The sequence below is a fragment of the Oenococcus sicerae genome, from assembly GCF_004102045.2.
Classification (GTDB): Bacteria; Bacillota; Bacilli; order Lactobacillales; family Lactobacillaceae; genus Oenococcus; species Oenococcus sicerae.
Map to the genome: position 1 here is coordinate 25,078 of NZ_CP029684.2, position 21,713 is coordinate 46,790.

Below are 21,713 nucleotides of genomic sequence, written 5' to 3' on the forward strand. Positions count from 1 at the left end.
TTAAGGATTACTTTAATTTGTCTTGCTGATACTCATGAACGCGTTCCAGCCCATAAAATTTTTGTTGACGCATCACTTCATATAAAACGATCGCCACAGAATTACTTAAATTCAATGAACGAACATGTTGATCATTTTGGGGAATTCGAATCGCTTTCTCTGGATTCTGACGCATAAACACTTCCGGCAGTCCATAAGCTTCGTTGCCAAATAAGAAAAACTGATCTCGATCTGTTTGTGAAAAATCCGCCTGATCGTAAGAAATATTGGCGTATTTGGAAACAAGAAACAGTTTGCCATCACCCACGGTTTTCAAAAAAGCCGGAAAATTGTCATGCAAGACTAAGTCAACATTATCCCAATAATCTAATCCAGCGCGAATAACTTTTTTATCATCCAATTGAAAGCCCAAGGGTCTGATCAAATGTAGACGTGCATTGATAGCCGTTGCAGTTCGCGCGATATTCCCCGTATTAGCCGGCATTGAAGGTTCAAATAAAACGATATGATTCATGATTTAAATAACTCCGAATTTTCCCGCCACCAATAGTAAATGCGACTGATCAGTACTTTTAATACAGCATAGGCCGGTATACCAAAAGCAACACCCATCAAGCCGAACATCTCGCCAGCACCTAGTAAGATCACTAAAATCGTGACTGGGTGAATATTCATCGAGGCACCCATGATTTTCGGATGAATTAGACGAGATTCCAAGGTCTGCTCAATTGCAAAAACAATTAAGACGGCAAATAGTAGATGTGTGCCGCCGAACAAGGAAATAATGACGGCCGGTACCATTGCTAAAAAAGAACCCAAATATGGAATCAAGTTCAAGGGTCCTGCCAGTAATCCGATCCAGATACCATAAGGCAGACCGATAATTGAGAAACCAATCATAAACATGATAGAAACAGCAATGGCCGTCAAAATTTGACCTCTTAAATAATCAGAAATTTGTTTGTTGATTTCAGACAAAACCTCCGAAACGCTGGGGCGAACTTTGGCTGGGAAAAATTGCGAGATATATCGTGGGAAATTATCCCCTTCTTTAAGCATGTAATAAAGCATAAAAGGAAAAGTCAGCAAGGTGATCACGATCATCGTAATTAGATGCGTGATTTTGCCAACGCCGGCAATACCATTGGACAAATAAGATCGCGACCAGTCGATAATTGTTTTATTAACATTGTTATTGGCATCTAGTGCCCAATTTTTAACAGGTTTTAAAGCTGGGTAATCCAGCCAAACGTCAAGCTGCTTGGACCAGTGTTTATAATAGTCCGGCCAATGCTGAAAGAATTGGACCAGATTCACACGAATAACTGGTGCTAGGTAAATGATAAAAATCAAAATCAGCACAGCTGCAATTAAAAAAATCAGCAAAACGATCAACTGTTTTGAGAGGTTGAACCGGTGGTGCAGCCAATTAACTAAAGGAATCAATAAATAATAAAAAATACCGGCCGTGATCACAGGTGCACCTACAGCAGCGAATAAAGCTGAAATCGGTTTAAAAATAAAGCTGGTCAAATGCAGCAGATAAATTGCCAGAAGCAGCAAAATAATGACCGCGAGTACTGATACAAGACGATTGTTAACCACCCAACGATCAAACCAGCTTATTTGTTTGTCACTTTCTTTTTTATTAAATGGCATTGTTCTTTTACTCTATCATGATTGATAATAGTTATGTAACAAGAAAGGAAAAATAATGAGCTACAAAGTATTATTTGGCAGCTATACAAAGGCCGAATCAAAGGGTTTATACAGTGCTAGCCTCTCTGATGAAGGAAAATTAAATAATTTGAAAAATGTGGCCGAAATTGGTTCGCCTACTTATTTCGCTGTCTCCAAGGCCGGTCTACTTTATGCCGTAGACAAGCAAGGAGGAAAAGGTGGTATTTCAGTCTGGGATACCAGCAAAGACCCTTTTCAAAAGACCGATGAACAAATCGCTGACGGCTCTTCACCTGCCTATGTTTTTGTCGATGAAAGACGACAGTTAGTTATCACAGGGAACTACCATAAAGGCTTAGTTTCTGTTTTTAAAATTGACGGTCAAAAACTAATTCCGACTGATGGCTTTCAAAATGAGGGGCAGGGTCCGCGTCCAGAGCAAGAATCTTCTCATGTTCACTTCACGGCCTTGACGCCCGATGATCGCCTAGTTGTTGTTGATTTGGGCACTGATGAACTACTGACTTTTAAGCTCTCAGATGATGGTAAATTATCCAACTTGATCCGCTTTGAAACAGAAAAAGGCTATGGTCCTCGCCATATTCGCTTTAGTCGTGATGGCAAACATGCTTTTCTGCTAGGTGAATTATCATCTCAGCTGTCTGTTTTAGATTATGCTGATGGTAAATTCAGCCTCGTTTCAACTGTTTCAACAATTCCAGCTGACTGGACACAGCACAATGGTGCTGCTGCGATCCGCTTATCTAATGATTATCGCTTTATTTACACTTCTAATCGCGGCTACAATTCGATTGCTGTTTTCGCAGTGTCAAAAGACACAGAATCAGTCAAACTGATCCAAGAAATCTCGACTGAAGGTGATTTCCCACGTGATTTCAATCTTACAGCCGATGGCAAATATCTGCTCGTTGTCAATCAAAACACGAATAATGCCAGCAGTTACGCAATCGACAATGCCAGCGGCAAATTAACATTGGTTGAAAAAGATATCTATGTTCCCGAATCCGTTCGAGTTTATTTTGAAAAATAATCAATAATGACGGGCATCGATGACGCGTTGAATATCTTCTGGCAAATCAGCATGAAAATGCTGATTTTTATTTGCAAAAGGATCAAAAAAAGTAAGATCTGAAGCGTGTAAAGCTTGTCGAGAGATTAATTTTGAAGCTGGACCGCCATATAGTGCGTCTCCGACTAGTGGGTGTCCCGCCCAAGTTAAATGAACACGAATTTGGTGGGTTCGGCCAGTTCGCAGCTGGACTCTTAACTGTGTGAAATTTTCAAAACGTTTTTCGACCCAATATTCAGTCACGGATCTTTTGCCATCTGGTCGAACTTGCCGTCTGATGAAGTCCCCTTCGACGCGGCCGATCGGTTCATCAATAATACCATGATCCTCTTTGAATTCGCCAATTGCCAGCGTTGTATAAAATTTTTCAATATCGTGATGGGCCATCAAAGCGTCATTTAATAAAGCGTGTGCAAATTTGTGTTTAGCCAATAAAACAAGGCCGCTCGTATCACGATCCAAACGCGTGACAACATGTGGTACGAGACTTTCAGCTTTTTCATTGATCAAATGTGCTTTTATCATATTGACCAAGGTACTTTTGCGATCAGCATGACCCGGCACCGTTGTAACGAAAGCTGCTTTATCAACCAACAAAAAATTGTTGTCTTCGTAAACGACTTTTAGCGGGTCATCAAAATCAGCTGTCAACTGAACATTTTCTTTTTCTGTTGGCATAAAAATCGTGATTTTCTGATTTGGTCCTACATAATCATTTGTAAAAACTTCGTTTTTCTCCACAACGATTTTGCCGCCAAAATGTTTGATCTGTGAAAACATGCGATGTGAAACACCGCGAGACTTTAAAAAAAGACGAACTTTTTGTGGTTCGTCTAAATCTGATATCCATGAAAATTCCATTAACAATCTTCCCCAATAAATGAATTTTTTACTCGCTGCCAAAAACTGATTTGTTTTAAATTAGCCATTTTCAAGGGCTGTTTACAGATCTCAAAGATGATTTCTTCGTACTCCGAATGGGGCAGCTGATAACTATCATAATTGATCGTTGAATTGCCAAGTTCCGGTACGATTCGAATTTTCGTTCCTGCAGAAATGATAATCGGCGAGCCTAATGTTCGGTAGACACGATTATTAATTGAAGCGATCTCAGTCATCTGCAAGGCAGAAAAATCCGGGTCGATCAAAGCGCCACTGAGAGATTTATTATAGCCAGAAGACCCAGCCGGTGTCGAAATACATAAACCATCACCACGAAACTTTTCAAACAGCAGATCGTCAATATAGACATCCAAAGATAGTGAATTCGTAATTCGATTCAAAATCATTTCATTTAAAGCTAAGACTTGAGCTACTTGGCCATCAGCGTAATGTACTCTGCCCTCCATCAATGGGTAATTAACTGTTTGTCCCTGGTCATCAGCAATTCGTTCAACCAAAGTATCGATCTCGCTGACTAGCCAATCAGAGTAAAAACCTAGGTGGCCAGTATGAACACCAACAAAGCGAATCGTGGACAATTGGTTGGAAAATTGCTGCACTGCAGACAAAAAAGTACCATCCCCGCCAATCGAGATGACGATATCCGGATGCTGATCGGTGACATTAACAGCTATTTTTGCAAGTTTTTCTTTTAGCGCTTGAGCCACTTCTAAAGATTGTGGCTTATCATTGGGAAACAGACAAACATTCATAACTTCCATTCTAACGAATAAGCAAGCTCGATTGTAAAAAAAACTTGCTCAGGCGATTTATTTACCGGCCAATGCCTCGAATTCATTCAGTCGTTTCTCAAAAACATCAAAAGCCTTATTCAAATAATCAGCCTTTTCCATGTCTACGCCGGCTTTTTTAATCACATTCAGCGGATAATCAGACGATCCAGCTGACAAATAGCCCAAATAAAGCGGAACATTTTTTTCTGGATCATCAATAATGCCTTGAGACAGGGTCGTCGCAGCTGATTCCCCAGTCGCATATTGATAAACATAATAATTGTAATAAAAATGCGGAATCCTAGCCCATTCTAAAGCAATTTGCGGATCAAAAGTCAAGGCATCACCGTAAAACTTTTTATTCAGAGCACCATAATGTTCAGACAAAACATCAGCCGTCAAGGCCGTACCCTTTTGAGCTTCTTTGTGCATCCAATCTTCGAATTCAGCGAATTGTGTCTGTCGGAAAACAGTACCCTTAAAGCCATCCAAATAATGATTCAATACATAGGCTTTGATCTTTGGGTCAGTCTGTGTTTTCAACAGATAATCCGTCAAAAGCATTTCGTTAGTTGTAGATGCGATCTCAGCCAAGAAAATCGGGTAATCGCCATACTGGTAAGGCTGATTAGTCCGAGTCAACAAAGAGTGCTGTGAATGGCCAGATTCGTGGATCAAAGTAAAAATATTATCAAGATTATCCTGCCAGTTCAACAAGATATAAGGTACCGTATCGTAAGCACCATCCGAATAGGCCCCTGAACGTTTGCCAGCATTTTCCGGCACATCGATCCAGCGCTCGTCAAACTCGCGTTGAATGCCTTCAAGATATTGACCACCTAAAGGCTTTAAAGCTTCTAAAACGATTGCCTTGGCAGCTTCGAAATCAACTGGAAAATCAGCTTTTCCGGCAATCGGCGTGTAGAGGTCATAAGTATGCAGTTCGGAAAGGCCAAGCAGCTTTTTACGCAGTGCCACATAACGATGCAGCAGATCGAGATGCTGGTTGGTCGTATCAACAAGTGTGTGAAAAACTGTTTCTGGAAGATCATGGCTGAAAGTCTGTGCAGCGAGATCACTGCTGAATTTATGTGCTGAGGCAATAAAATTATCTGCCTTCATTTGGCCATAAAGCACAGTTGCAAAAGTATTTTTAAATTTGCCATAGGCTTCGTAAATCGTTGTAAAAGCTGCCTTTCGAATCGCACGATCGTCAGATTCCAACATAGTGGAATACAAGCCTTGCGTTAATTGAACCTGATCCCCGTTTTCATCAATCACATCGCCATATTTCAGATCAGAATCATCCAAAATGCTAAATGTATCAGCACTGTTTGCAAAAACATCGCCGGCACTGGCTAATAATTTCTCTTCAGCCGGTGTCAAAGTATGCTCACGATTCTTGGCATAACTATCAATTAAATGATGATAGGCTTCCAGGGCTGGTGTTTGTGTATAAAAATCAGCTATTTGGTCAGGCTTAAAGGCGATAATTGCCGGCGTCAAAAAAGAACTAGCTGATTCGACCTTCGCTGCTAGGCTGCCAGCACGAGCCGCAAAAGCCGCATATTTGTTATTTCCGGTATCTTGGTTGGACTTGCTGGATGCGTAAACATAAACATTTTCAACCGATCGATAAAGTGCCAAAACAGCTTGGACAGCAGTTAACAAGCTTTCACCATCTTTGACTGTTCCAGACAGTGCTGCAACCTGTTCAGTTTGGCTATCGACCTTTTTAAAGGCAGCTTCCCAATCGCTATCAGTTTTGAATACCTTCGTCAGATCCCAAGTCTGGGCCGGATTTTTTTCAACCTCAGCTCGTGTTATTTGTTTTTTACCTTCTGTCATGAAACCTCCACTTATATTGAGACCATTTTACCGCAAGCTGTTAAGTTTCTGTTCATAACTCGAAAACCATTTGGGTAAATGCTTCACTAAAACATAGGCCTTTTTCAGACTAATAATGTTCGCATCTTCGAATTCTGACAGCAGTTTTAAAAATGCATTCTTGGCAAATGCATTTTTGACCATCCGTGGATAGAAATAAGTCTCACTGCTAAATTGTTTTAAAAGACGGTCAATGGTTGTCAAATGCCCTTCTCCGACTTCTATCAGACGCAATATCAACGAGAGCCGCCATTGCCAATTCGTCACCGACAATCCAGCTTGCGAACCTAAATGAATAATGGTCGGTGCACAAACTAGGTTCTTGTGCTGTTCATAGGTTAATTGAACGATTTCAACTGGCAGTCGTTTGCACATGGCATCCTGCTGCAAGCGGTGCAGTTCATTGATCATCATTTGTTTTTGTCTGACTGGTTTTTTAAAATAACTGCTTTTACACGGATTTGGTTGACTTGCCAATAAATAATCCAGACAGTTTTTTAAAGACAATTTCGTTCTGGCCATCGCCAATTTTGTATGATCCATCTTCCTGAAATCCGTTAGTAAATGTATCTTCTCGATGCTCGCATCAGCATAAAAAAGCCGATTTCGTGCATCGCTAAATTTAAAAACGGTTCTTTGTTTTAAAATAGCCTGTGCATAATTGGGTCCCAAAATCCAAACAACTGGCAATGCAATTTTGGCATAACCTGCATTACGTTCTCTTAAACGCTGTAAGCTGAGTGGACTTTGCTGATACTCAATTGCCATTTTTTGACCAAGATCATTTTCAATTACCAAATCAGCCCGTTGGGAAATATCCGGTAATCTTTTCTCTAAAGTGGCCGTGTATCCGGCTGCTTCGGCTTGAGCCTTCAATTCTTTTTTGGCCTTTAGATGCAGCTGGCTTTCATTTTCGGAGAAAACCTGACAGTTTGCATTGGCTAGATGAGCGAAGTAAGGAATTTTAATCTGACCATGCCGAAGCGTGACGATACTTTGACATGCTGGACAAGAAAAAAGCTCATCGCGTTTTGCGTGATCAGCTTCTACAAGTGTCTGATTCTTTATTAATTGTGCAATCAGCATATACTGTTTATGACGTAAAAAATCTGATTTTTAGAAAATTTTTTTTGATAATTCCAAAGCAGTATTTAGAAAAATCGGTTTCTGCAAATCCGAAGCTTCGATCTGTTTACCATCAATTCGCAGACCAAAATCGCTCATTAATAATTGAATCGCATCAGCTTTTTTCGTCTGAGAGACAAGATGGAGCAGAAAAGCCCGGTGAATAGCATTATGTTTATCTGGTGTCTGAATTTCATAAAGGTCCGAAACAAGCTGTTTGGAATCAATTTGCCTTGCGACACTTAAAAATTCGTCAAAATCAGCTAATACATACCAACCATTCAAACTGCCATTTGCATGGACCACGCTAGTTTTGATCGTTTGCTCCGGCTGCTTTTTCAACTCAGTCCTTTGTGCTTTTGTGCTTGGGTTATCATATCCCTTTAAGAGCTTGCTAAGGTCTGGATCAACCTGCTCGCTTTTCAGCGAAAACACAGTATTGCCGCTATCGTCAACTGAAATATTTGGATCATCCACAATTTTTGAAATAAACAATTCAACGCCGTGCTGACCGGTTGGCAGAATCTGAAAAGTCACTTGATCATCATTGCTAAAGGAATGATCAGCATCTGCCTCATCCAAAATGGCATAGAAAAAACTCTCGACTTCACTGCGGTCAGACATTAAATCCATCATCGAAACATGACGATCATCCAAATCGGCTTTCGTCAACATAATATGTAACGTATTCGCATCAATTTTTTCTAATTTCATTATCTCCATTATAACAATCCGTTTAAGGGCTAATTATAGCGGTAAAATTAGCTTATGGATAAATTATATTTGACTTTAGGGAGCAAAAATTATCTTTTGAAATTAGCAGATCAGATCGATGATCGTGATGTGCAATTAGTTTCAAAACCTGGTCAATCACAATTTGGTATTATTTCCAAAAAAAAGCTAGCAAAAAGCATCAATCCAATTGAATTTGATTTAGAAAGTCAAATCAATGGTCCTGATTCCCATGCTCAACTGGTCGCCTTCTACTATTTTGTCGGCGAAGACAAACAAGCAGATATTGCCAAAAAAACGCTTTTATTCAATCAAAACAGCCTAACCGAATCAGGTATCTCAGGCGCAGCCTGGCTCAGAGAACACAAAGACCTGCGTCGGTATGTTTTCAAGGCTGAATTCGAAGACGCAGCCTCTTACCAGCATTTTAATCATTCGAAAATAATGGCTTCGTTGACTGCTAATTTCTATTCCAGTTTCAATGTGATCTACGCAAAAGGATTTGACGAAGACTAGAATTAATCCTCTTCAGTTCGAAGCGAGTCATCATCGACAAAAGTATTCAAAACTTCAGCAACCATATTCCACTCTTTTTCATCTTCGATCGGAAACAAATCAGAATCAGTTTCTGAATCTCCAGCCTCTGGATCAAAGCTGAAAGCCTGAATCTCAACCTCTTGGTCTGGATCCTCGGCAGAAATTTCATCAGTTCCGGCTGGCGTGAACAAGATGTAGTCTTTGCTGTATTCGTCAGAATGAAAGGTAAATAATACCTCATAGAGTGATTCGTTGCCTTCATCATCTGTTAAAGTGACATATTTTTCATTGTCTTGCTGATTTTCATTAGCCATTTATCAATTTTCCTTTTTTATCAAGATAATTTTGTAATATCAATTGGGCGGCAAGACTATCGATGACCTTTTTTCGTTTCTCTCGCGAAAGATCTGCCTCTTCAATCAAGAGTCGATTAGCTTCAACGCTTGTCAAACGTTCATCTTGATAATCAATTGGTAGACCAAAACGTTCAAGAACCATTTGGCCATAGCGACGCGAAGCATCAACTCTAGGGCCTTCGGTATTATTCATATTTTTTGGTAAACCAATCACGATACCGGTCGCTTTTTTTTCAGCAATGATTTCGCCAAGCCGATCTAAACCGAACTCGCCTTGATTTTCATTAATTCTGATGATTTCAACCGAGCTGGATGTCCAACCTAGCGGATCAGACTGAGCTACACCGACTGTTTTTGAACCAACATCTAAGCCTAACAGTCTCATTTTTTGTCATCCAGCTTCTTGTCGTCAGAGAGATACTCCTTAACGAGCTCTTCGACGATCTCATCACGCTCAAAACGACGAATCAAATTGCGTGCGTCATTTAAGCGCGGAATATAAGCCGGATCACCAGAAATTAAATAACCAACGATCTGATTGATCGGGTTATAGCCTTTTTCTTCCAACGCAGCGTACACCAGCTTTAACATCGAGCGGACGTTCTCTGGTTTCTGTGAACCAAAATCAAATACAGTTGTATCTTCAAATTCTGCCATCACCTATATTCTACCCTATCAAAGGCTTTCTAGATATGGTGAAACAGCAGCTAGGGCTTGTTTGATACCCTGCGGATTTTTACCACCAGCTTGTGCAAATTCTGGTCGGCCGCCTCCACCGCCTTGAATCTTACTAGAAATTGCCTTAACGATATCGCCGGCTTTGACTTCTTTTGCTTTAGCAGAAGCGGCAACTAGTAAAGCTTTGCCTTGATTTTCACTAGCTAATACAATCACATCCGAGACTTGTTTTTCTCGCCAATTATCAACAATTTGCCTTAACCCGTCGATCGTCTGATGATTAATTTCGGCTGTCACATAACGATAACCGCCGGCTTGGCGAACATCTTTGAAAATGCTATCCGAACTATCATTAGCTTCTTTAGCCGCTAAGGACGCTATCTGTTTTCGCTCTTGTTTTAACTCATTTTGCAATGCCATAACTTTATCAGTTACATCGTCCAGTTTTTGCGTTCCTAAAATTGAAGCTGTTTCTTGCAGCCACCGCTCATGTGTCTTAAACAGGTTGAAAGCATCCCGTCCAGTGACAGCCTCGATCCGTCGTGTACCTGCACCAATTCCTGATTCACTGACAATCTTAAAGAGACCAAGCTCACTCGTATTATTGGCATGAGTTCCCCCATCGAATTCCTTATTGAAACTGCCGATTGAAACGACCCTGACTTTCTTACCATATTTCTCGCCAAACACAGCAACAGCACCTAACTTTTTCGCTGAGGCAATATCGGTTTCGACCCAAGTGATTGGTAAAGCTGCTTCGATCTGCCGATTTACCTGCTCTTCGATCTGATCCAAAACAGCTTGTTTAACGGGTCCTTGATGGGTAAAATCAAAACGCAGATAGTTAGGTTCGACTAAAGAACCGGCTTGATGAATATCGCCACCAATGATGTTGCGCAAAGTCTGATCAAGTAAATGTGTGGCCGTGTGATTTTTAGAAACTGCAATATGGCGTTTCATATCTACTTGCAGATCAACGATTTGACCAATTTTAAGTTCGGCGACGGCCTGCACGGTATGGATATGCTGTTTATTGGGTGCGTTTTGAACATCTGTGATATGGGCCAGCAAATGTCCATTGCGATCATTGATACTGCCATGATCAGCCACTTGACCACCCATTTCAGCATAAAAAGGTGTTTTATCAAAAACAAGCAGTGCTTGTTGTCCGGCTAAAACAGCATCAGCCGAACTGTCATTGACAATGATGGCAACGATTTTAGCAGCTGCAACAGTTGTGTGACGCCAACCAACATACTCCGACTTTACCTTGAGATTCATTAAAGCGGCATTTTGAACAGCAAAAGCCTTGAGCTTGCCCTGAGCAGTCCGAGCACGATCCTGCTGCGCTTTCATTTCGTCTTCAAAAGCCTTTTTATCGACCGTTAAGCCTGCATCAGCAGCTTGCTCTTCAGTTAATTCAAGCGGAAAACCATAAGTATCAAAAAGTTTAAAAGCATTTTGGCCCGAGAGTTGTTTGCGGTCCTGCTGTTTCGTGTTTTTAATATACTCATTCAATAATGTCAGACCGGCTGTTAATGTTTTGCTAAAACGCGCTTCTTCCGCCTGCACAACAGGTATGATCTTGTCCTGATTTTTTAAAATTTCAGGATAATAAGACTGCATGATCTGACCAACGATCGGGACTAGCTGGCTCAAAAAAGCCTCTTTAATACCAAGCTTTTGTCCATGCATAACGGCCCTTCGCAACAAACGACGAATCACATAACCACGGCCGCTGTTACCAGGTAGAGCGCCATCCGAAATCGCAAAAGTCACAGTTCGTATATGATCAGCGATCACTTTAAAACTAATATCCTGCTGCTGATTCTCTCCGTATTTTTTTCCGGAAAGCATTTCAACTTTTTTAATGATCGGCAAAAACAAGTCAGTTTCAAAATTAGTTGGTGCATTTTCGAAAATAGAAACAACTCGTTCCAGACCCATGCCTGTATCAATATTTTTATGCGGTAATTCGGGATATTTCCTATTATCGGTTAACCCAGGCAAGTGATTAAATTGAGAAAAAACAATATTCCAAATTTCCAAGTAACGTTCGTTTTCGCCTCCGGGATACATTTCCGGATCACGATCGGGCAAATTTTGAAATTTCGGACCACGATCAAAAAAAATCTCCGTGTCTGGACCTGAAGGGCCCTCACCGATATCCCAGAAATTGTCCTCTTGTGCAACTGTATGACCAGCTATAAAACCAGTCTGTGCTTCCCATAATTTTTTTGTTTCGAGATCACGCGGATAATAGGTGACGTAAAGTTTTTCAGGTTCGATGGCATACCATTCAGGACTCGTCAAAAGTTCCCAAGCCCAAGGAATAACTTCTTTTTTAAAATAATCGCCAACTGAAAAATTACCCAGCATCTCAAAAAAAGTGTGGTGACGCGCTGTGTGGCCAACATTTTCTATATCATTCGTACGAATCGATTTTTGTGCATTAACCATACGGGGATTTTCTGGCACTACCGAACCATCAAAATATTTTTTCAATGTCGCAACGCCGGAATTGATCCACAAAAGGCTGGGATCATCTTTAGGTATCAGCGATTGGCTGGGTTCGATTTTATGGCCCTTGGATTGGAAGAAGTCAAGAAACATTTGTCTAATTTGTACAGAATCAAGTTTTTTCATTTCGCCTCAATAAAAAAATACCATGTATTGCCGGGGCGAAAAATCGCGGTGCCACCCAGCTTCACACAGTATTTGTGTCTTTTTTTAAATTATTCACTCAGTGAGAGCCTCTTGATTAAGATCTCAGATCTTCCACCAATTGATCCGTCTCTATAAAATCCGCTTCAAGATATATTCACCTGCAATATTTATGATATCACGTCCGTTAAAAGGATTGACACCACACATGAAATTGATCTTTAAATAGGCTAAGTCTACGGAAGCGCGATTAAAAATGATTTTATGTTTTTTTGAGTAGAAAGACAAGTAAAAAGTCATAATTCATCATAATATTCGTCTTTTACTGAAAAAATACCCTTTTTAAAAAAATTTGTACACTTTTTTCTAGCTATCCAGAACATTTAGATATAGAATGATGTTTAAATTTTATGAAAGGTGGTAATTTTGAATGGATGTTTTTAGAAAAAAGGACGTCAATGAAATTTTGAAACACACGTCGCCCTTGAAAAGGACTTTGAAAACTTGGGACTTAACCTTCCTAGGTATCGGTGCCATCATCGGTACTGGGATCTTCGTCTTGACTGGTAAAGGCGCATTGACGGCCGGCCCGGCCTTATCGTTGTCATTTCTACTGGCAGCGATTTGTTGCGGTTTTGCTGGTCTCTGTTACGCCGAATTTGCTTCAATGGCACCAGTAGCCGGCTCAGCGTATACCTATTCCTATATTGCTTTTGGTGAGATTATTGCTTTCATCATTGGTTGGGATCTAATTTTGGAATATGCCTTAGGGGCTGCAACCGTCTCTGTCGGCTGGTCAGGCTATTTTGTTAATTTGATCAGCAACTTAGGGATTCACATTCCGACCGTTTTAACCGCTGCAATCGGTACGACACCAGGTGTGACAACTTACTTCAACTTGCCGGCCTTTGTGATCGTGCTTGTCATTACTTGGATCATCTCCATCGGTATTACTCAAACAAAAAGAGTCAACGATACGATGGTGATTGTTAAATTATTCGTGATTATTCTATTTATCGTGTTCACGGTTTGGTATATCAAGCCGCATAATTGGCAGCCATTTTCTCCTTATGGCTGGTATTCTTTCCACGGCGGAACTGCTGCCGGAATTATCCCAGCTGCTTCGATCGTCTTCTTTTCATTTATCGGCTTTGATTCAGTATCTTCTAGTGCTGAGGAAACGATCAACCCTAGTAAGACATTACCACGCGGCATTTTGATCTCATTATTGATCTCGACCGTTTTGTACATTATTATGACCCTGATCATGACTGGTGTCGTTAAGTACACGATCTTTGCAAAATATTTGAATGCACCAATTTTAGCCGTTTTACATGCAACAGGTCAGACTTGGCTGTCTATTATTGTCAGTGTTGGCGCCATACTAGGTATGACGACAGTTATCTTGGTTCAATTATATGGTCAATCTCGAATTACTTATTCTATGTCTCGTGATGGTTTATTTCCGAAATTCTTCGGTGAAGTTAATCCTAAATTTCAAACACCTTTTAAAGGTACTTGGTTTTTCGGCATTGTCACAGCAATCGCTGGTGGCTTGATTAACCTGAATATTTTAGCCGAACTGGTCAATATTGGTACCCTAACGGCCTTTACACTTGTTTCTGCAGGGATTCTTTGGATGCGCCATACCCATCCAGAACTGCATCGTGGTTTTAAAGCTCCCGGCGTTCCCTTTACACCAATCGTCGCAATTCTTTTCTGTTTAACATTAGTAGCCGGATTAAACTGGGAAACATGGGTTAGATTCATCGTCTGGTTCGCGATCGGCATGCTTGTTTACTTCGGTTATGCGAAAGGTCATTCCAAACTCGACCCAAAAAACATGGCAAACAGTGCGCCAACGGCGACTGATAAAGGAGCTGATTAACATGGCTTATAAGAAAATTTTAGTCGGTATTGATGGTTCAGCTCAATCCGATAAAGCTTTTGAAACAGCAAGTGCTTTAGCAACGGCCTTATCGGCCAGCCTATCGCTCATATGGGTCGTCAATCGTGACCGCGGTATGGATTCTTCCTTCGGCGTCAGTGAAGACTTTTATCAAGACCAGTACCACCAGGTCAAAGATAAGCTAGCTCCCTATATTGAAAAAGCCAAAAAACTCAATATTGACGTGACCGGCGAAGCCTTGATCGGCAATGTCAAACTAATTTTAGCTCGTGATTATCCCGCTGAGCATGGCATTGATTTAATCGTGCTAGGCAACACAGGTTTGAACGCGGTTGAAAAACTCGTTATCGGTTCTCATACCAGCTATGTCATTCGTAATTCAGCAGTTGATGTTTTAATCGTCAAATAACAATATCAGATACCAAATTAAAAACAGCTAACCTTCAAAGGCCAGCTGTTTTTTCATCAATTCGTTTCTTGTTCGTAAATATAGTTTCGTGTCATCGGCAATTTAACACCGCTAGGCCCGTTTGTCAGCAAAAACTGCATGACATCAATATTACCAGCCTCAAAGGAAGCAGCAGCACCTTGCAAATACAGATCCCACATACGTGCAAAGTCCTTGCCATAAAGCTTGGCCGTCTGATCGAAAACTTTGTGATAATTATGGTACCAATGTTCCAAGGTTAATTGATAGTGGCGACGCAAGGGTTCTAAGTCAGTCAGCTGCAAGCCGGCTTCCATAATATGAACGAGATTCTCAGCAACATGCGGGATATAACCGCCGGGGAAAATATACTTATTCAAAAAAGGATCAACGCCAACACCTTGGTGCTGGCCGGTAATGCCATGAATCAAAGCGCGGCCGTTTGTCGTTAACAATTTTTGAATCGTTTTAAAATACAGTCCTAAATTCTCTTTGCCAACATGTTCAAACATGCCAACTGATGTAATGTAATCAAATTTTTCATCCTTGACATCACGGTAATCCGACATGCGAACTTCGACTTGATCTTCTAAGTGATTCGCCTTGATCTGTTCCAAAGTGTAATCGTACTGTTCTTGGCTTAGCGTAATGCCAACTGTTTTCAAGTGAAATTCTTTGGCTGCAGCAATGATCAAGGTCCCCCAGCCGCTGCCGATATCTAATAAACGACCACCGGCAGTTGGATGCAATTTATAGAGAATATGACGCACCTTGTTCATTTGCGCCGTTTCCAAGGAATCATCATCATGTTCAAAGTAAGCACATGAATAAGTCATCGTTTTATCTAACCAAGTACGATAAAAATCGTTACCAATATCATAGTGTTTACGAATATCTTTTTTACTAGCTTCTTCTGAATGCGACATCTTTGGCAAAAATTTTGCAAAGCCCTTATCAGTGATAAAGCTGCCAGCGTTGCGATAAGCTGAAGCGACTAATTCTTGAATGCTGCCCTTGATATCAATGATACCTTGCATATAAGCTTCACCCAATGTCAAAGTGGGCTGATTTGTTAATTGCTTGACAGGAATGGCTTCTTTAAAACTGATACCGACCTGTGGTTCGCCATTTCCATATGCTTCCGTTTTGCCATCCCAATAGGTAACCGTTACAGGAATATCAAATGCACGGCTGAGTAAATGGCGATAAATATTTTTTTCTAACATGCTTTCACCTTATTTTTCCTAACATTTTCATGGTATCACTCTCGCGCTTGGCCTGTGAAAGGCAAATAAACCAAGATATAAGTCCCGAAAAATAAGTTTGGAAAAAAGGTGTTATACGTCATACATTAAAGCGAAACCACGCGGACCAACGTGCGACATAATAATTGGGCTGGTCAGACGTGTGACGACGTGAATATCCGGTCGATGTTCATGCAAAAAATGAGCGATCCGCTGTACATCCTCATCGCTGTCAACATAAGACAATCCAACCTGACTGATCTTCGCCTCAGCTACGACCGACTGCAGCATATCAGAGATCAATTTCTGAAAACTAACTTGACCACGACATTTATGCAAAACCTTTAACTGATCATTTTCCATAATCAATTCTAGTTTCAATTTGATCAAAGAAGAGAAAAAACCAATGGCTCGACTTGCTCGACCACCCTTAACTAAATAATCAAGACTATTAACAAAGCAGAACAGGTGTGTCTGCTTTTTTTGGATAGCTAATTTAGCCAGCAGTTCTTCTTTGCTTTTACCAGCTTCAGCCATTTCTGCCGCTCTAAGCACTAGATATCCTAGCGAACGATCCGTGACACCACTATCAATGACCGTTACATCAGCAGCTGTTTGCAAAGCAGCTGACCGCGCTTCATTGACAGTTCCGCTGAGCACTTCTGATAAATGGATCGAAATAACTGTGTCCCCTTTTTTGCTAAGCTCATCATAGGTGGACAAAAATTGGCCGATCGATGGCTGACTCGTATGTGGAAAAACATCCGACTCTTGTAACTCCTTTGAAAAATCAGCACGGCTAATGTCAATTCCGTCCAGCAAGGCCTCATTATTAATCGTGATTTGCAACGGAACCACAATAATGTGGTGGCGAGCGATCTCCTCTTCAGTCAATTGCGCAGTTGAATCCGTGACAACTCTAATCATTGTTACACCCCTTATTAGATGAAAAACATGAACTAAATTCATACATTTCTATTTAGTCATTCAAAAATAATCAATAAAACTATTATATGGCTAAAATACAAGGCCTTTCTTCTTTTTTAAGAATTGTTTTAAATTCAAAATGCTTCGTAAAATTAACTGAAAAACAGCTACATCAGGCTCGAAACATTAGACGTTTCCCCAATAACGAGAGCAGAAAGGCCGCTGTCTCAAATGACGAAATAAAGAAAGTGACCGGCCAATTGGTCACATAGCTTAAGTAAAGACCGGTCCAAGTTCCCAACAAAGCCAAAGTCATACTTGCTGCGATCTGTCCAGAGACAGAACGACAGAAGTTTTGCGAACTGGCTGCGGGCAATGTAATTAAAACAAAGACAAGCAGGGATCCAACAATTTGAGCAGAAATGCTGACAGACAGAGCTAAAATAATCAAAAATAAAATAGATAAAAAATTTTCATGTTTGTAAATGATGCTGGCACCTTCAGGATCAAATGAAGTAAATTTCAACCGACGATAAAGAAGCAGCATGGCTGCCAAAACCGCTATCGCAAGAAGTAAAATCTGACTAACTTCAGCTTGATCAATACCGACAATGCTGCCAAATAAAATATTCGTCGCATAAGAAGAATTTTTATTCGATAATGACAGAAATAAGACCCCAAGACCCATAAATAAAGCCGAAACAGCGCTAGTAACTGCATCACTCTGTTCCTTTCTTTTATTCAATTTTCCGGTAAAAATTGCGCTCAGTAAAGTAAAAAAAAGCATACCGTTTAATGGTGCGACGCCGATCCAGATCGCAAATGAAGCACCAGAAAAGCCAATTTCAGAGAGTGTATGGGTTAAAAAAGAGAGGCGCCTAGCCATCGCAAAGACACCAACGAGTCCACAGACCAGCGCGACCAAAGTTCCGGCCACGTATGCATTCCGCATAAATTCTAAAGCAAACATTTAATAAGCACCATTGTCCTTTGAGAAATTAATGAATCGTTTTATATGAATAACGATTACCACCTTGGAGCTGCAGAGAATGTTTGCCATATTTTTCCACCAAAGGCAGATCATGCGAGATCAAAATAACCGTTGTCTCGTATTTATCGTTCAAATTTTTGACTGCATTCATCACATCGATTTTGGAAACAGTATCCAGACTTGCCGTTGATTCATCTAAAATCAATAATTGTGGATCATAGAGAATCGCTTGTGCTAGATAAGCTTTTTGTTTTTCGCCTCCTGAAGCCGACCCCATTTTACGATTGGCAATGTCCAAAATGCCAAGCCTTTTTAGTGCGAGATCAACATTTTCATGTTCACTTTTACTAAGCCAAGGCCGTAATGATCGATAAAGTCGTAAAGAGACAAAATTGCGAATAGATAAAGGATAATCGGCTTCAATATTGCGAAACTGCGGTACATAACCAAATGACGGCGACTGTTTAAATTGATCAGCGAATAGAATTTGACCAGATGATTCATGTAATTGGCCTAGCAGGGTCCGAATTAAAGTCGTTTTGCCAACACCATTTTTGCCAATCAGACAAAAAAAATCTCCTTTAAAAATTTTAAATGAAAGATCAGAAAAAATGTCATGATTCGAAAAACTGAGTGATATTTTTTTTGCTTCAATAAAATCTGTCATTTGTTTCAAAATGCTGCTCCTTAGATTCTCGCGTCATGATTCACACCACATTACTTTATTTACTGGTCTTCTGAATTTTTGCCAACGCTGCCAATTGATCAAGCATCCATTGCTTATAATTCTTGCCACGGGGCATTGTCTCAGTCACTTTCAGCACTGGCACATTGTGTGCTTTGGCTAGTTTAACAATATTCTTCACAATTTTATCGCTAGCCTGAGTGTTTTCAACGAAGAAGGCCACCTTGCCGCTTGTCATATCATGTTGCATCGTCTTAATATCTTTTGGTGCCGGGTCTGTACTGTCCTCGACTGACTTGGCAAAATGAGTATTGTTTTCTTTGTATCCTAATTCTGCTAAAGCATAATCGAAGACCGGTTCGCTGACATCAACGAGTTTATTATGACTATTTTTACTTAATTGTGTCAGTTTCGTTTGAATTGGTTTGATACTTTTGATAAATTTGGCGGCATTCTTTTTAAAATAAGCTTTGTTTTTAGGCTGTGCTTTGCTAAAACGATCAGCTAAATAATTAGCTAATTTCGGCATTGTTTTCGATTGATACCAAAGATGTGGATTGTCACCGTTCTTCTTATTTAATAGATCCTCACCAACACGAATCTTGGCCGTCTTACTGGAATTATCAGCTAATTTGGTCATCCAAGTGTCATAACCGATACCATTGTAAAGGACAAAATCAGCTTGGCTGACTGTCTTAGCCACTTGGCTAGTCGGCTGATAATCGTGTGGATCAATGTTTGGGTTTTTAATCACGGATGTGACTGTCCCCTTATTTCCCAAAACAGCTTTGGCGACCTCGCCATAAAAATCCACCGAGGCAACAACTTTGATTTTTGACGACTTCGCTCTGCCTTGCGCTGAATTATTTTTTCCGCCAATATTCATGAACAAAAAGACGGTAATGGCGAAGATCGCAAGGATCACGGCTCCTATTTTTCGATAATTATTTTTACTAGACATAACGCTCCCCAAGATGTTTTCAATAAAAACCAAATAGCAATTTATTTTTAAATGGTAAATATTACTTTCTATCCTAGCACAAAAAAATGTACATAGTAATCATTACTTGTTATGATAAAGGGGCAAGAAAGCGGGCAAAAAAATTGAAAAAAGAGTTAAAAACTGCCTTAAAATTGGTTAAAAAAGCCGGTATGAAGGTCACTAATCAACGCCAAGATATTATCAGCTACTTGATAGATCATCAGGATCATTATGTTTCGATCACAGACATTGATAAACATATGCGTCAAAAATACGCCAATATGAGTTATCAAACTGTCTATCGCAACCTCCAAGAATTCGAAGATGCCCATCTCGTTGAGCAGCGGCCGCTGGCTGGCGGGAAATTTGTCAAATATCAGTGTGATTTCAATAATCTTGACCACTATCATTTTATTTGCCAAATTTGCGGCCGTGTGATCGAACTAAAAGAAATGAGTGCCGATTATTTTCAAGATCAAGTCACTGGTTGCAAAATACTTAAACAGCAGGTAGAGATCACAGGCATCTGCGACGGGTGTTTGGCTAAACAGGCGCTGGTCAACTGATCCATGAAAAAAATAAGCAGTTTCGTGATCAATCACATTAAAAAAAGCCGCCCGAGGCAGCTCATTGCTGGCATTTTAACGCTGATCGTGATTGGATTAGCAATTTTTAAAATTGGCAGTTTTTTTACCGAAAGCAAAATCACTGCGCAATCGATCAACTTGTGTTCATCGCCTTCCCCGAAAAGTAGTATCGTCAGTCGGCTTAATCAAGGAAAACGCATTAAGGTCATCAGCAAAAATAAAAATACCAGCTGGTGGTATGTCGCTAGCGGTAACCAAAAGGGATGGGTCGCTTCTTGGCTGATCGATCAAAGCAGTTACAATGCTAAAACAGACGGTCGTTTAGCCGAAACGACTATTGTTTTGGATCCAGGCCACGGCGGTATTGATTCCGGGACGCTGGCCGCCAATGGTGCGATGGAAAAAAGCTATACCCTGCTGACAGCTTTGAAAACTTATCGCTTATTGAAGGCAGAAAAAGTCAATGTGATCATGACGCGGAAAAGCAATAAGACTGTCTCTTTGGCTCACCGGGTCGATCTATCTAATCGTGTTAAGGCAAACCTTTATATTAGTTTTCATTTTAATTCAGCTGGTGTCCAAAATGCAGCCCAAGGATATGAAGTGTTCAAATACCATCACAATGCTGATAAATTTGCGATAAGTCTTGATAAGCGTTTTAACAATTTACCCTTGTATGATCGTGGTGTGGCTTATGGTAATTTTGAAGTTCTTAGAGACAATACACGACCGGCGATCTTGATCGAAATGGGTTTTATGGATAATGATGATGATTTTGCTTATATTCAAAAAGCCAGCTACCAAGAAAAAATTGCCCGGGATATTTTGCAAAACGCGAAAAGTTATTTTAACTAAAACAGCTTAAATTCCAGCAGCGGAGTTAGACAAGCATACGATAGTGTAGATCTACAACGCCGCTTTGGAGACGACGCTCATTAAGCAAGTCAAGCTTGAACTCAAGTTGGCTTGGCAAAGCGGCTTTGCCACCGCCCAAAATAATCGGATCAACTAATAAATGCAGCTCATCAACCAGTCCTGCATGCATCGCTTGTCCAGCAAGTTTCGCACCGCCGATTGACATGTCAGCCTCTGAAGACGCCTTGAGCTTCTTGATTACATCACCATCAAATTGACGTTCAACATGCGTTCTGGCACTTGAAACTGTCTGCAGTGTTCGAGAATACACGATTTTTCGGCTCTGCTGCCACAGCTGCGCAAATTTCCGCGTGGCTGCTGCCTTATGGCCACTGGATTCAGCTCTGGCCGTTTCCCAGTAAACCATCGACTCATACATTCGGCGGCCGTATAGGCAGGTATTAATCGACCGCTGAAAATCAGTCCAGAATGCAAATAGTTCGTCATCTGAGATAGACCAGTCCAAATTGCCTTGTGCATCTTCAATGTAGCCATCCAAAGACATGTTGATCGCGTAAATCAGTTTGGCCATTTTAATTTCTCCTCCCAATGATCACTTTTAACAGCGGCTGTTTGGAAAACAGCACTTTCACTAAAAAACCGGCCATTTAAGACCGGTTT

At 40.6% G+C, this 21,713-nt stretch carries 23 protein-coding genes; 6 read left to right on the forward strand and 17 right to left on the reverse strand.

What is annotated here, in order from left to right; genetic code table 11:
* Positions 1-7: 7 nt before the first annotated feature.
* Positions 8-514 (reverse strand): tRNA (cytidine(34)-2'-O)-methyltransferase, encoded by a 507-nt coding sequence (locus DLJ48_RS00120; RefSeq protein WP_128684819.1) that lies wholly within the window; start codon positions 512-514, stop codon positions 8-10.
* Positions 511-1,659: an AI-2E family transporter gene (locus DLJ48_RS00125; protein WP_128684820.1), complete on the reverse strand. Its 1,149-nt coding sequence runs from the start codon at positions 1,657-1,659 to the stop codon at positions 511-513. The genes DLJ48_RS00120 and DLJ48_RS00125 overlap by 4 nt, the downstream gene beginning before the upstream one ends.
* A gap of 55 nt (positions 1,660-1,714) precedes the next feature.
* Here DLJ48_RS00125 and DLJ48_RS00130 point away from each other — a divergent pair, with 55 nt between their 5' ends.
* Entirely contained in the window at positions 1,715-2,731 is a 1,017-nt protein-coding gene (locus DLJ48_RS00130; RefSeq protein ID WP_128684822.1) for a lactonase family protein, read from the forward strand.
* On the opposite strand, the gene DLJ48_RS00135 is transcribed toward DLJ48_RS00130, so the two are convergent.
* The 5 genes from DLJ48_RS00135 to DLJ48_RS00155 are packed head-to-tail and all read right to left on the reverse strand — an operon-like array spanning position 2,732 to position 8,172.
* Complete coding sequence (locus DLJ48_RS00135) at positions 2,732-3,631, reverse strand: RluA family pseudouridine synthase (RefSeq protein WP_128684824.1); 900 nt, start codon at positions 3,629-3,631, stop codon at positions 2,732-2,734. It lies immediately after the preceding gene.
* Positions 3,631-4,425, reverse strand: coding sequence for an NAD kinase (locus DLJ48_RS00140; protein WP_174813054.1), 795 nt, complete (start codon positions 4,423-4,425; stop codon positions 3,631-3,633). The genes DLJ48_RS00135 and DLJ48_RS00140 overlap by 1 nt, the downstream gene beginning before the upstream one ends.
* A gap of 57 nt (positions 4,426-4,482) precedes the next feature.
* Complete coding sequence (gene pepF / locus DLJ48_RS00145; protein WP_128684828.1) at positions 4,483-6,294, reverse strand: oligoendopeptidase F; 1,812 nt, start codon at positions 6,292-6,294, stop codon at positions 4,483-4,485.
* A 27-nt stretch (positions 6,295-6,321) separates the two neighbouring features.
* Complete coding sequence (locus DLJ48_RS00150) at positions 6,322-7,419, reverse strand: competence protein CoiA (RefSeq protein ID WP_128684830.1); 1,098 nt, start codon at positions 7,417-7,419, stop codon at positions 6,322-6,324.
* A 30-nt stretch (positions 7,420-7,449) separates the two neighbouring features.
* Positions 7,450-8,172, reverse strand: a complete 723-nt coding sequence (locus DLJ48_RS00155; RefSeq protein ID WP_128684832.1) for an adaptor protein MecA — start codon at positions 8,170-8,172, stop codon at positions 7,450-7,452.
* Between the two features lie 54 nt (positions 8,173-8,226).
* Here DLJ48_RS00155 and DLJ48_RS00160 point away from each other — a divergent pair, with 54 nt between their 5' ends.
* A complete protein-coding gene (locus tag DLJ48_RS00160) occupies positions 8,227-8,706 on the forward strand; it encodes a hypothetical protein (protein WP_128684834.1) in 480 nt (159 codons plus the stop codon).
* Between the two features lie 2 nt (positions 8,707-8,708).
* On the opposite strand, the gene DLJ48_RS00165 is transcribed toward DLJ48_RS00160, so the two are convergent.
* Genes DLJ48_RS00165 through alaS form a run of 4 tightly spaced genes read right to left on the reverse strand, consistent with a single transcriptional unit; the run spans position 8,709 to position 12,407 of the window.
* A complete protein-coding gene (locus tag DLJ48_RS00165) occupies positions 8,709-9,041 on the reverse strand; it encodes a DUF1292 domain-containing protein (protein WP_128684836.1) in 333 nt (110 codons plus the stop codon).
* Positions 9,034-9,468: a Holliday junction resolvase RuvX gene (ruvX, locus tag DLJ48_RS00170; RefSeq protein ID WP_128684837.1), complete on the reverse strand. Its 435-nt coding sequence runs from the start codon at positions 9,466-9,468 to the stop codon at positions 9,034-9,036. The genes DLJ48_RS00165 and ruvX overlap by 8 nt, the downstream gene beginning before the upstream one ends.
* Complete coding sequence (locus DLJ48_RS00175) at positions 9,465-9,740, reverse strand: IreB family regulatory phosphoprotein (RefSeq protein WP_128684839.1); 276 nt, start codon at positions 9,738-9,740, stop codon at positions 9,465-9,467. Before DLJ48_RS00175 ends, ruvX begins: the two co-directional genes overlap by 4 nt.
* Before the next feature lie 18 nt (positions 9,741-9,758).
* Positions 9,759-12,407, reverse strand: coding sequence for an alanine--tRNA ligase (alaS, locus tag DLJ48_RS00180; RefSeq protein WP_128684841.1), 2,649 nt, complete (start codon positions 12,405-12,407; stop codon positions 9,759-9,761).
* Between the two features lie 448 nt (positions 12,408-12,855).
* Here alaS and DLJ48_RS00185 point away from each other — a divergent pair, with 448 nt between their 5' ends.
* Both DLJ48_RS00185 and DLJ48_RS00190 read left to right on the forward strand, forming a co-directional pair.
* The gene (locus tag DLJ48_RS00185; RefSeq protein ID WP_128684843.1) at positions 12,856-14,313 is read left to right on the forward strand and encodes an amino acid permease; all 1,458 of its coding nucleotides are present in this window, start codon (positions 12,856-12,858) and stop codon (positions 14,311-14,313) included.
* 1 nt (position 14,314) lies between these two features.
* The gene (locus DLJ48_RS00190) at positions 14,315-14,743 is read left to right on the forward strand and encodes a universal stress protein (RefSeq protein WP_128684845.1); all 429 of its coding nucleotides are present in this window, start codon (positions 14,315-14,317) and stop codon (positions 14,741-14,743) included.
* Positions 14,744-14,799: 56 nt separating this feature from the next.
* Here the strand turns inward: DLJ48_RS00190 and DLJ48_RS00195 are convergent, their stop codons facing one another.
* The 5 genes from DLJ48_RS00195 to DLJ48_RS00215 form a co-directional block, all read right to left on the reverse strand.
* Positions 14,800-15,987, reverse strand: a complete 1,188-nt coding sequence (locus tag DLJ48_RS00195; RefSeq protein ID WP_128684847.1) for an SAM-dependent methyltransferase — start codon at positions 15,985-15,987, stop codon at positions 14,800-14,802.
* Between the two features lie 111 nt (positions 15,988-16,098).
* Positions 16,099-16,932 (reverse strand): DegV family protein, encoded by an 834-nt coding sequence (locus DLJ48_RS00200; RefSeq protein ID WP_128684849.1) that lies wholly within the window; start codon positions 16,930-16,932, stop codon positions 16,099-16,101.
* A 172-nt stretch (positions 16,933-17,104) separates the two neighbouring features.
* On the reverse strand, positions 17,105-17,902 hold the full coding sequence (locus DLJ48_RS00205) for a metal ABC transporter permease (RefSeq protein WP_128684851.1): 798 nt from the start codon (positions 17,900-17,902) through the stop codon (positions 17,105-17,107).
* A 28-nt stretch (positions 17,903-17,930) separates the two neighbouring features.
* Positions 17,931-18,599 (reverse strand): ABC transporter ATP-binding protein, encoded by a 669-nt coding sequence (locus DLJ48_RS00210; RefSeq protein ID WP_128684853.1) that lies wholly within the window; start codon positions 18,597-18,599, stop codon positions 17,931-17,933.
* A 46-nt stretch (positions 18,600-18,645) separates the two neighbouring features.
* Positions 18,646-19,494 (reverse strand): metal ABC transporter solute-binding protein, encoded by an 849-nt coding sequence (locus DLJ48_RS00215; protein ID WP_243148708.1) that lies wholly within the window; start codon positions 19,492-19,494, stop codon positions 18,646-18,648.
* A gap of 218 nt (positions 19,495-19,712) precedes the next feature.
* Between DLJ48_RS00215 and DLJ48_RS00220 the strand changes: the two genes are divergently transcribed.
* Complete coding sequence (locus DLJ48_RS00220) at positions 19,713-20,156, forward strand: Fur family transcriptional regulator (protein WP_128684857.1); 444 nt, start codon at positions 19,713-19,715, stop codon at positions 20,154-20,156.
* A gap of 3 nt (positions 20,157-20,159) precedes the next feature.
* Positions 20,160-21,032 carry an N-acetylmuramoyl-L-alanine amidase gene (locus tag DLJ48_RS00225; protein ID WP_128684858.1) on the forward strand — a complete coding sequence of 291 codons (873 nt, stop codon included), beginning with the start codon at positions 20,160-20,162 and terminating at the stop codon, positions 21,030-21,032.
* 25 nt (positions 21,033-21,057) lie between these two features.
* On the opposite strand, the gene DLJ48_RS00230 is transcribed toward DLJ48_RS00225, so the two are convergent.
* The gene (locus tag DLJ48_RS00230; protein WP_128684860.1) at positions 21,058-21,624 is read right to left on the reverse strand and encodes a dihydrofolate reductase family protein; all 567 of its coding nucleotides are present in this window, start codon (positions 21,622-21,624) and stop codon (positions 21,058-21,060) included.
* Positions 21,625-21,713 lie beyond the last annotated feature (89 nt).